At 70.9% G+C, this 11,071-nt stretch carries 9 protein-coding genes; 8 read left to right on the forward strand and 1 reads right to left on the reverse strand.

Features of this window, described 5'->3' with window-relative positions; genetic code table 11:
• Nucleotides 1–91: 91 nt before the first annotated feature.
• Nucleotides 92–871, forward strand: coding sequence for an SDR family NAD(P)-dependent oxidoreductase (locus ACFWV8_RS05260; RefSeq protein ID WP_384198133.1), 780 nt, complete (start codon nt 92–94; stop codon nt 869–871).
• A gap of 77 nt (nt 872–948) precedes the next feature.
• The gene (locus ACFWV8_RS05265; RefSeq protein WP_384198135.1) at nt 949–1,791 is read left to right on the forward strand and encodes a helix-turn-helix transcriptional regulator; all 843 of its coding nucleotides are present in this window, start codon (nt 949–951) and stop codon (nt 1,789–1,791) included.
• Nucleotides 1,792–1,818: 27 nt separating this feature from the next.
• On the opposite strand, the gene ACFWV8_RS05270 is transcribed toward ACFWV8_RS05265, so the two are convergent.
• The gene (locus ACFWV8_RS05270; RefSeq protein ID WP_384198137.1) at nt 1,819–2,586 is read right to left on the reverse strand and encodes a GntR family transcriptional regulator; all 768 of its coding nucleotides are present in this window, start codon (nt 2,584–2,586) and stop codon (nt 1,819–1,821) included.
• Between the two features lie 385 nt (nt 2,587–2,971).
• On the opposite strand from ACFWV8_RS05270, the gene ACFWV8_RS05275 reads away from it, so the two are divergent.
• The 6 genes from ACFWV8_RS05275 (at nt 2,972) to ppdK (ending at nt 10,881) form a co-directional block, all read left to right on the forward strand.
• Nucleotides 2,972–4,126, forward strand: coding sequence for an ABC transporter substrate-binding protein (locus ACFWV8_RS05275; protein ID WP_384198378.1), 1,155 nt, complete (start codon nt 2,972–2,974; stop codon nt 4,124–4,126).
• Nucleotides 4,126–5,058 (forward strand): ABC transporter permease, encoded by a 933-nt coding sequence (locus tag ACFWV8_RS05280; RefSeq protein WP_384198139.1) that lies wholly within the window; start codon nt 4,126–4,128, stop codon nt 5,056–5,058. Before ACFWV8_RS05275 ends, ACFWV8_RS05280 begins: the two co-directional genes overlap by 1 nt.
• Nucleotides 5,046–5,987, forward strand: coding sequence for an ABC transporter permease (locus tag ACFWV8_RS05285; RefSeq protein ID WP_384198141.1), 942 nt, complete (start codon nt 5,046–5,048; stop codon nt 5,985–5,987). The genes ACFWV8_RS05280 and ACFWV8_RS05285 overlap by 13 nt, the downstream gene beginning before the upstream one ends.
• An 8-nt stretch (nt 5,988–5,995) precedes the next feature.
• On the forward strand, nt 5,996–7,117 hold the full coding sequence (locus tag ACFWV8_RS05290; RefSeq protein ID WP_384198143.1) for an ABC transporter ATP-binding protein: 1,122 nt from the start codon (nt 5,996–5,998) through the stop codon (nt 7,115–7,117).
• Nucleotides 7,114–7,824, forward strand: coding sequence for an HAD family hydrolase (locus ACFWV8_RS05295; protein ID WP_384198145.1), 711 nt, complete (start codon nt 7,114–7,116; stop codon nt 7,822–7,824). Before ACFWV8_RS05290 ends, ACFWV8_RS05295 begins: the two co-directional genes overlap by 4 nt.
• Nucleotides 7,825–8,121: 297 nt before the next feature.
• Nucleotides 8,122–10,881 (forward strand): pyruvate, phosphate dikinase, encoded by a 2,760-nt coding sequence (gene ppdK, locus ACFWV8_RS05300; RefSeq protein ID WP_384198147.1) that lies wholly within the window; start codon nt 8,122–8,124, stop codon nt 10,879–10,881.
• Nucleotides 10,882–11,071 lie beyond the last annotated feature (190 nt).

Raw genomic sequence — 11,071 nt, forward strand, 5'->3', positions numbered from 1 at the left:
GGCAGGTGCCGCACAGACCCAAGGGGGGATCGGGAATCCCTGGATCACTGGTGCCTTCATCCGCGTTCCGGCCAGGACGAGAGTTGTCCCCATGAACGAGAACCTGAACGAGAACCGGAACACGATCGCCCTGGTCACCGGCGGGAACCGCGGCCTCGGCCGCGCCACCGCGCTCGCCCTCGCCGAGGCCGGCACCGACGTGATCCTCACCTACCGGTCCAACAAGGACGAGGCCGCCTCCGTCGTCGACGCGGTCACGGCACTTGGCCGTACGGCCGTCGCCCTCGAACTGGACACGACCGCTTTCGACGCCTTCCCCGCTTTCACCACCTCCGTACGGGACGCCCTGCGCACCACCTGGGACCGCGACACCTTCGACTTCCTGGTGAACAACGCGGGCGTCGCGGCGGTCACCCCGGTCGGCGAGACGCCCGTCGAGGCGTTCGACCTGCTGGTCGATGTCCACTTCAAGGGTGTCTTCTTCCTCACCCAGACACTGCTGCCACTGATCGCGGACGGCGGACGCATCGTGAACCTCTCCACCGGACTGACCCGGTTCGTGAGCGAGGGCTGGTCGGTGTACGCGGCGGCGAAGAGCGCCGTCGAGACATACACGAAGTACCTGGCGAAGGAGCTCGGCCCGCGCCGTATCACGGTCAACGCGGTCGCTCCCGGCCCGATCGGGACCGACTTCGGCGGCGGCGCGATGCGGGACGACGAGGGGCTGCGCGCCGTCCTCGCGGGGCAGGCGGCGCTCGGGCGTGTCGGTGCCCCCGAGGACATCGGCGGCGTGATCGCCTCGCTGCTGTCGCCGGGCACGGGCTGGATCACGGCGCAGCGCGTCGAGGCGTCGGGCGGCACACTGCTCTGAGCGCGCGCGGCCCGGCAGGTCCGCTTGCACGGGGCCGGGCCGGCCCCCATTCCCTCTGAAGGAAACGGAGACCTCTCGTGGACCGGGCACAACTCGCGGATTTCCTGCGCACCCGCCGCGAAGCGCTTCAGCCCGAGGACGTCGGGCTGCCGCGCGGTCCGCGTCGCCGCACCCGTGGCCTGCGCCGCGAAGAGGTCGCCGCGCTGAGCGGCATGTCCACCGACTACTACAGCCGGCTGGAACAGCGGCGCGGACCGCAGCCCTCCGAGCCGATGCTCGCGGCCATCGCGCGCGGCTTGCATCTGTCCCTGGACGAGCGCGATCATCTGTTCCGTACGGCGGGACACAACACCCCCAGCCGGGGGCCGGGGGGCGACCACGTCAATCCGGGCATCATGCGGATCCTGGACCGCCTGGACGACACCCCCGCTCAGGTCGTCGGCGCACTCGGCGAGACGCTGGTGCAGACCCGCCTCGCTGTCGCGCTGCTGGGCAAGGAGACCGAGTTCACCGGTCTGGAGCGCAGCCAGGTCTACCGCTGGTTCACCGACCCCCGCACCCGCGTGATCTACCCCGAGCCGGACCACGCCCTCCATGGCCGGGTCCTCACCTCCCAACTGCGCACCGCCTACTCCCGCCATGGCCCCGGTTCGCGCGCGGGCGAGATCGTCGAGGCGCTGCTGGGGAGGAGTGAGGAGTTCGCCGGAGTGTGGAGCACGCACGAGATCGGTGTACGGCGCGACGACGACATCAAGCGCATCCACCACCCCGACCTCGGCGTACTCGAACTGCACTGCCAGGTCCTCTACGAACCCGACCAGTCCCAGGCCCTGTTGGTGTTCACGGCCACGCCCGGCACGGAGAGCCACGAGAAGCTCCAGCTCCTGCCGGTGCTGGGGGACAGACAGCCGTACGTCTGAGGCCGGTTCACGGGTTCTGGAGGCTGATCAGCGGCCGGCGACCCCCGGGGCCGCGTGCCGCTCCAAGGGCGCCGCGGCGGCCGAGTTGGAGACGCTGAACGCGACCGTGCCCGCGCGGTAGCGGTCGTCGGTCCACTCGATGGGGCGGCCCGCCGCCGTGTACGTGAGATAGCGCTGGCGCAGCAGCGGGCTGCCCCGGCGGACCCGCAGCAGTCTGGCGTCCTCGCTGCCCGCCGCGAGCGCGTCGATCAGATGCTCGCCGTAGTGGGCGACTATGCCCGCGTCCGCCGCGATGCTGTCCATGATCGACACACAGTCCTCGGGCAGGGCCCGGACGGCGGGGGCCACCCAGTCCGTGTAGGCGGTGCGCTCCACCAGGACCGGTTCGCCGTCGAGGTGGCGCAGCCGCAGGACGTCGAGGACCTCGCTGCCGGGGGTGATGCCCAGGCGTGCCGTCTCCTCGGCGGTGGCCGGCCGGGTCGTACGCGTCAGGATGCGGCTGGCGACCTCGCTGCCCATCGCCCGTGCCCACTGCGCGAAGCTGTTGAGCTGCTGGAAGCTGTGCCGCCGCTCCTGGCGCAGAACGACGCGGCGCGCCCCCTGGCGTGAGCCGATCAGTCCCTCGGACGCGAGCAGCCCCACCGCCTGGCGGACCGTGCCGCGCGAGGCGGACCAGTGGGCCGCCAGATCGCTCTCGGAGGGCAGGCGCGCGCCGATCGGGTACTCACCGTCGAGGATCGACTGCCGCAGCGCCTCCGCGATCTCCAGATAGCGCGAACTCGCGGAATTCCCCACGCCGTTGCTCCCCCCAGGTCGACCGGTGTCGTCCGGTGTCGGTCCTGCCGTCATGCCGTGTGCCGTCCTGCCGTCGCGCCCCGTCGTGCCTGTCGTTCGGTCCGGTCGGTCAGCCGGTCCGGCTGTGCGCACGTATGCCTGTACGCGGTTGCCTTCCAGGCACCGTACCCGCTCCCGCGCCGTTGCCCGCCACCCGACCGGATTCCCCTGCGGATCGGGTGCTTTGTGGGCGTTTTTGTCTTCCACGGGCTGTGCCGGGACGGCCATCGGCCGTTCATCCACCGGTCATCCGCGCCGGGCGAACTGATCCCGGCTTGTATGAACAAGTTGAGCCATTGCTCATACCCTCATCGCTTCCGGGAGTCCCCGCGTGACCCGTATACGCATGCGCGCCAACGGCCGGCTCGTCGCCGCCCTGGCGCTCGGTACCGCCGCACTCACCACCCTCACCGCCTGCGGTGCGAAGTCCGACACGTCCGCCGACGCCGACACGGCCGGCGGTGTGAAGGCCGGCGCAGCCGTGTCCGTCTCGGACTTCGGTGGTATGGACGCCCTCGTCGCCGCGGCCGAGAAGGAGGGCACGCTCAACGCGATCGCCCTGCCGCCGGACTGGGCGAACTACGGCGAGATCATCAAGTCCTTCGAGGCCGAGTACAAGGTCAAGGTGGAGGTCGAGACGCCGGACGCCGCGAGCGCCGACGAGATCAACGCCATCAAGTCCCGCAAGGGGCAGGACCGCGCCCCCGACGTCGTCGACCTCGGCATCCCCTTCGACCGCAGCGGCGCCGCCGAAGGGCTCTTCGCCCCGTACAAGGTGACGTCCTTCGACAAGATCCCCACGGCCCAGAAGGACCCGAACGGCCTCTGGTACAACGACTACGGCGGGTACATCTCGATCGGCTGCGACGCCTCGCGCATCAAGACCTGCCCCACCACCTTCGCGGATCTCCTCAAGCCCGAGTACAAGGGCAAGGTCGCGCTCAACGGCAACCCGAACAAGTCCGGTTCGGCCTTCGGCGGTGTGTACGCGGCGTCGCTCGCCAACAAGGGCGCCTTCACTGACATCCAGCCCGGCATCGACTACTTCGGCAAGCTGAAGAAGAGCGGCAACTTCATCCCCGTCGAGTCCACCCCGGCCACGGTCCAGAAGGGCGAGACGCCCATCTCGATCGACTGGGACTACCTGAACGCCGGCTACGCCGACCAGTTCAAGGGCAAGGGCGTCGACTGGCAGGTCGCCGTACCGACCGACGGTGTGTACGCCCAGTACTACTCGCAGGCGATCAACAAGGACGCGCCGCACCCGGCCGCCGCCCGCCTGTGGATGGAGTACCTGTACAGCACCGAGGGCCAGAACCTCTTCCTGAAGGGGTACGCCAGGCCCGTACTGCTGCCCTCGATGACCGAGGACGGCTCCGTCGACAAGACCTTCGTCACCAAGCTGCCCGAGGTCGACGGCGACCCGGCGTTCCCCGAGGCGGCCGACCTCGACAGCGTCAAGGCCGTACTCGCCGAGAACTGGGACAAGGCCGTCTCCTGATGGCAGTCACCTCCCCGCCCGCTCCGGGCACCGCCGACGGCACCCGCCGTCGGCGGTCCGGGCCCCGGCCGCACGGCACGCGGTCGCGGGCGCCCCGGCCACGCGCCTGGCTCGGCGCCCTGCCGCTGCTCGCCTTCGCCGGCGTCTGCTTCGGACTCCCCGTCGCCGCCGTCGTGTACGGCGCCTTCACCACCAAGGACGCGGTCTCCGGCGCCACTTCGGCCACCGGCGCCAACGTCTCCACCTCCCTCCAGGGGCCCTACCTCACCTCCCTCACCGGCAGCGTCGAACTGTCCGCGCTGACCGCCCTGATCGGCACCGTCCTCGGGGTGCTTATCGCCCAGGCCGTCGTCACCTCACGGCGGGGCGCGCTGCGCGAGTCCGTCCTCACCGCGTCCGGGGTACTCGCCAACTTCGGCGGCGTGCCCCTGGCGTTCGCCTTCGTGGCGACCCTCGGCATCTCCGGTGTCGTCACCCAGCTCGCGCACCTCGACGCGGCCGGCTGGAATCTGTACTCCTTCACCGGACTCACCGTGATCTACCTCTACTTCCTGGTCCCGCTGATGGTGCTGGTCAGCGTCCCCGCGTTGGACGGCCTGCGCCCGCAGTGGCGGGAGGCGGCGCAGAACGCCGGGGCCACGGACGCGCAATTCTGGCGCCATGTGGGACTGCCGGTCCTGTTCCCCACCCTGCTCGGCGGGTTCGTGCTCCTCTTCGGCAGCGCGTTCGCCGCGTACGCGACCGCCGCCGCGCTCGTCGGCGGATCCGTGCCGCTGGTCACCCTGAAGATCGCCGCGGCGCTCTCCGGGAACGTGCAGGTCGGGCAGGAGAACGTGGCGCTCGCGCTGAGCCTCGACATGATCGTGATCGCCGGTGTGGTGATGGCGGTCTATCTGCCCCTCCAGCGACGGAGCACCCGATGGCTGCACTGACCCCGACGGCGTCCGCGACCTCGCCGGCGGCTCAGCCTCCCAAGGAGGTGACGCCGGCCGCGTCCTCCGTACGAAGGAGGCGCCGCCCGCGCGTCTGGCGCGGGGCCGTACTGGTCCTGGCCGGGATCTACTTCGTCGTACCGCTCCTCGCGTCGTTCGTCTTCACCGTGCACACGCCGGGCCAGGGCGTGTCCTTCGACGCGTACACCGGGATCCTGTCGGCGGAGGGGTTCGCGGACAGCCTGCTGCTCTCGCTGGGGCTCGCGGCCTGCACCATCGCCCTGTCCCTGCTGCTGGCCGTGCCCGCGCTCGTCGCCGTACGGCTCGGGGCGCCCCGGCTCGGGCCCGTCGTGGAGATCGTCTGCATGCTGCCGCTGGTGGTGCCGCCGATCGCACTGGTCAGCGGGATCACCACGGTGCTGGGCTGGGGACCGGAGTATCTGTCCACGACGCCGCTCTACCAGACCTTCATCGCCGTCCAGAACGAGTCGTTCCCGCTCGTGCTGGTGATCGCCTACACCGTGCTCGCGCTGCCCTTCGTGTACCGGTCGCTCGACGCGGGCCTCCGCGCGGTCGACGTCCCGACGCTCGTGGAGGCCGCGCGCAACTGCGGTGCGAGCATGCCGTACGTGATCCTGCGGGTCGTCCTGCCCAATCTGCGCTCGTCGCTCGCGGGGGCCTCGTTCCTCACCCTGGCGCTGGTCCTCGGCGAGTACACGATCGCCGCGCTCCTCGGCTACCAGCCCTTCGCGGTCTGGATCGTCACCATCTCCGGCTCGCAGGCCCAGACGTCGGTCGCGGTGTCGCTGCTCAGCCTGCTGATCGCGTGGGCGCTGCTGATGGTCCTGTCCCGCGCGGGAGCGCGCGCCGCCGCCGGAGCCACCAACCCGGCCCCGGGCGCCCCGACTTCCCTCTCCGGCAAGGAGTAACCCCACCCATGTCAGCCACCACCACGCTGCCCGGCGGCGCCACCGGTCCTGGCCAGGACCAGGAGGCCGCCGCCCCCGGCGCGCTCGTCGAATTCCGCGGACTGCGCCGGGAGTTCGGCCCCACCATCGCCCTCGACGGTCTCGACCTGACCGCCCGCCCCGGCGAACTCCTCGCCCTGCTCGGCCCCTCCGGCTGCGGCAAGACCACCGCCCTGAGGGTGCTCGCGGGCTTCGAGCACCCCGACGCCGGCGACGTGCTCGTGGACGGCGAGGACATCACACGCGTCCCGGCCAACCGCCGCGACGCGGGCATGGTGTTCCAGTCGTACAGCCTCTTCCCGCACCTCAACGCCCGCGACAACGTGGCCTTCGGCCTGCGCGTACGCAAGGTGTCCGCCACCGAGCGGCGCGAGCGCGCGGCCGAACTGCTCGGCCTCGTCGGCCTTCCCGAGCACGGCGACCGCTTCCCGCACCAGATGTCCGGCGGCCAGCAGCAACGGGTCGCGCTGGCCCGCGCACTCGCGCTGCGCCCCCGTGTCCTGCTGCTCGACGAGCCGCTGTCGGCGCTCGACGCCAAGGTCAGGCTCTCGCTGCGCGAGGAGATCCGCCGGCTCCAGCTCTCGCTCGGCATCACCACCATCTTCGTCACGCACGACCAGGAGGAGGCGCTGTCGATGGCCGACCGGGTCGCCGTCCTCAACGCGGGCCGCCTGGAGCAGTGCGCGCCGCCCGCCGAGCTGTACGAGCGGCCCGCGACCGCGTTCGTCGCCGAGTTCGTCGGCACGATGAACCGGCTGGCGGGCCGGCTCACCGACGGCGGACGGGTCGCGGTGGCCGGAGTCACCCTGCCGGTGGACGGCGAGATCCCGCCGGGCCCGACCGTGGAGGTGCTCATCCGGCCCGAGAACGTGACGGCGACCGCGGACGAGCGGGGGACGGCCACGGTCGTCTCCGCGTCGTTCTTCGGGTCCGTGACGCGCGTGCTGCTCGACCTGCCCGGCGGCGGCTCGGTGAAGGCCGACGTGCCGTCACGGGACGCGAGGGCGCTGGCACCGGGTGTACGCGCCACGGTCCGGCCCGCGGACCGCCCCGTGCTGGTCGTGCCCAGCGCGACCGGGACGGCCGCGTGAGCGGCCCGGACGGCCAACGGGTACGCACTCCCGCCGCCGTGCTCTTCGACATGGACGGCACCCTCGTGGACACCGAGACGCTGTGGTGGGAGGCGGCGGCCGAGGTCGCCGACGGCCTCGGCCACCGTCTCTCGGACGCCGACGCGCCCGAGGTCGTGGGCCGTGCCGTCGCCGACACCGCCGCCCATCTCGTACGGGTGACGGGCGCGCCCCGCCCGGACGCGGTCGCCGCCGATCTCACCGGATCCTTCCTCCGGCGTGTGGAGGCGGGCGCGCCCCCGCGCCCCGGAGCCTGCCGGCTGCTGGCCGCGCTCGAACAGGCGGGCGTGCCCTTCGCGTTGGTCAGCGCCTCACCGCGCAGCGTGGTCGACTCGGTCGTCGCGGGCTCCCTGGCCGATGTCGGCTTCGCCTTCACGCTGTCGGCCGACGACACCGTACGGACCAAGCCGTACCCGGATCCCTACCGGGCCGCGGCCGAGCGCTTCGGTGCCGCGACGGGCGCGTGTGTGGCCGTGGAGGACTCGCCGGACGGCACGGCGTCCGCCGAGGCCGCCGGGTGCCCCGTTCTCGTCGTCCCCTCGCTCCTGCCGGTGGCGCCGGGGGAGGGCCGGTACTTCGCGAGCAGCCTGGAGGACGTGGATCCGGCGGTGCTGGAGGGCGTGATTCTCGCCACGTCTGATAGATCCTTCGCTCAGACGAGCGGTTGAGGTGCGACTGCACTTCCGGAAGGGGTGGCACTGCGTGCCACCCCTTCCGCGTTCGAGAGGTGAACTCAGAAGTCGCAATCCCAGCTCAGATGAGCGCGTTCTCCCATGCAAAGGTCATGCCCGGTTCGAGGCGTGAAGGGGGGAGGGATCGGCGATCCCCCGTTATCCGCATTGGATCCAGTGGCGGACGGGTGGTTGCGGCCGTATGACGGACAAGTGGACATGTCCAGGCACCTTCGATCTGGGTATGTTCCTCGCCGTCAGGGCAGCCAGCGCCTCCCGGAGGAGTCGAGATCCGTGTCGAGAAGCAAAGACACCCACGCAGCGACAGACACCGCCCCGCAGGACCAGAAGTTCGTCTACGACTTCACCGAGGGCAACAAGGATCTCAAGGGCCTGCTCGGCGGCAAGGGCGCCAACCTCGCCGAGATGACCAACCTCGGCCTGCCCGTCCCTCCGGGCTTCACGATCACCAGCGAGGCGTGCAAGGTCTACCTCGAAACCGGCGCCGAGCCGCCCGCCCTGCGCGCGGAGGTCAGCCGGCATCTCGATGCCCTCGAAGGCACGATGGGCAAGAAGCTCGGCCAGTCCGACGACCCGCTGCTCGTCTCCGTACGGTCCGGCGCGAAGTTCTCCATGCCCGGGATGATGGACACGGTCCTCAACATCGGCCTCTCGGACAAGTCCGTCGCCGGTCTCGCCAAACAGTCCGGCGACGAGCGCTTCGCCTGGGACTCCTACCGGCGGCTCATCCAGATGTTCGGCAAGACCGTCCTCGGTGTCGACGGCGACCACTTCGAGGAGGCGCTGGAGGAGGCCAAGCGGGCGAAGAAGGCCGCCACCGACATCGACCTCGACGCCGGCGATCTGAAGAAGCTGGTCAAGCAGTTCAAGAAGATCGTCGCGCGCGACGCGGGCCGCGACTTCCCGCAGGACCCGCGTGAGCAGATGGATCTCGCCATCTGCTCCGTCTTCGAGTCCTGGAACACCGACCGCGCCAAACTCTACCGCCGCCAGGAGCGCATCCCCGGCGACCTCGGCACCGCCGTCAACATCTGCTCCATGGTCTTCGGCAACCTCGGCCCGGACTCCGGCACCGGTGTCGCCTTCACCCGCGACCCGGCCTCCGGCCACCAGGGGGTGTACGGCGACTACCTCCAGAACGCGCAGGGTGAGGACGTCGTCGCCGGTATCCGCAACACCGTGCCGCTCGCCGATCTGGAGACCATCGACAAGAGGTCGTACGACCGGCTGCTACAGATCATGGAGATCCTGGAGACGCACTACCGGGACCTCTGCGACATCGAATTCACCATCGAGCGCGGCGAGTTGTGGATGCTCCAGACCCGTGTCGGCAAGCGCACCGCCGGCGCCGCCTTCCGGATCGCGACCCAGCTCGTCGACCAGGGCCTGATCGACGAGGCGGAGGCCCTCCAGCGCGTCAACGGGGCGCAGCTGGCCCAGCTGATGTTCCCGCGCTTCGACGACGATGGAGCCCGCGGCGGGAAGGGGCCCGACCTGCTGGGGCGCGGGATCGCCGCGTCGCCCGGGGCGGCCGTCGGCAAGGCCGTCTTCGACTCGTACACCGCGGTCAAGTGGTCGCGCTCCGGCGAGAAGGTCATCCTCATCCGCCGTGAGACCAACCCCGACGACCTGGACGGCATGCTCGCCGCCGAGGGCATCCTGACCTCGCGCGGCGGCAAGACCTCGCACGCCGCCGTGGTCGCCCGGGGGATGGGCAAGACGTGTGTCTGCGGCGCGGAGGAGCTGGAGGTCGACACCAAGCGGCGCCGGATGACCGCCGGCAGGACCGTCATCGAGGAGGGCGACGTCGTCTCCGTCGACGGCTCGACCGGCAAGGTCTACCTCGGCGAGGTGCCGGTCGTCCCCTCGCCGGTGGTCGAGTACTTCGAGGGCCGGATGCACGCGGGCGCCGACGACGCCGACGAACTGGTCGAGGCCGTGCACCGGATGATGGCGTACGCCGACCGCCGCCGCCGGCTGCGGGTGCGCGCCAACGCCGACAACACCGAGGACGCGCTGCGGGCCCGCCGCTTCGGCGCGCAGGGCATCGGATTGTGCCGTACGGAGCACATGTTCCTCGGTGAACGCCGGTCCATGGTCGAGAAGCTGATCCTCGCGGACACCGACGACGAGCGCGAGCAGGCCCTCAAGAACCTGCTGCCGCTCCAGCGGAAGGACTTCGTCGAGCTGTTCGAGGCGATGGACGGACTGCCCGTCACCGTACGGCTGCTGGACCCGCCGCTGCATGAATTCCTGCCCGACATCACGGAGTTGTCGGTACGGGTCGCACTCGCCGAGGCCCGTAAGGACCACAACGAGAACGACCTGCGGCTGCTCCAGGCCGTGCACAAACTGCACGAGCAGAACCCGATGCTCGGACTGCGCGGCGTACGGCTCGGCCTGGTCATCCCGGGACTGTTCGCGATGCAGGTGCGGGCCATCGCCGAGGCGGCGGCCGAGCGCAAGCGCGCCAACGGCGACCCGCGCGCCGAGATCATGATCCCGCTCGTCGGCACGGTGCAGGAGCTGGAGATCGTCCGTGACGAGGCCGAGCAGGTCATCGCCGAGGTACGGCACACCAGCGGCGCCGATCTCAGGCTGGCGCTCGGCACGATGATCGAACTCCCGCGCGCCGCGCTGACGGCCGGTCAGATCGCCGAGGCCGCCGAGTTCTTCTCCTTCGGTACGAACGACCTCACCCAGACCGTGTGGGGCTTCTCCCGTGACGACGTCGAGGCGAGCTTCTTCACCGCCTACCTGGAGAAGGGCATCTTCGGGGTCTCCCCGTTCGAGACCATCGACAGGGACGGCGTCGGCGCGCTCGTGCGCGACGCGAGCGAGGCCGGCCGCAGGACGCGGCCCGATCTGAAGCTGGGCATCTGCGGTGAGCACGGGGGCGACCCCGAGTCGGTGCACTTTTTCCACGAGGTGGGCCTGGACTACGTGTCCTGCTCGCCGTTCCGGATCCCCGTGGCGCGTCTGGAGGCCGGGCGGGCGGCGGCGATGTCGGACGGCTCCGGCAACTCACGCTGAGCGGGCGCGGCGTATTCGCCGCCACCGGACGACGCGCGCGGGTATCGCCCCGCGCCGAATGGAAATCGCTTTCCCCCGCTCTTCCCGAAAGGGATAGGGCCGGTACCGAAACACATCGGGGTGGGGGGGGGGGGGGGGGGCCCCCCCCCGCCCCCCCCCCAGACGGGGGGGGGGGGGGGGGCGCGGGCGC

Origin of the sequence: Streptomyces sp. NPDC058665, from assembly GCF_042714995.1 — a bacterium.
In the GTDB taxonomy this organism is placed as follows: Bacteria; Actinomycetota; Actinomycetes; order Streptomycetales; family Streptomycetaceae; genus Streptomyces.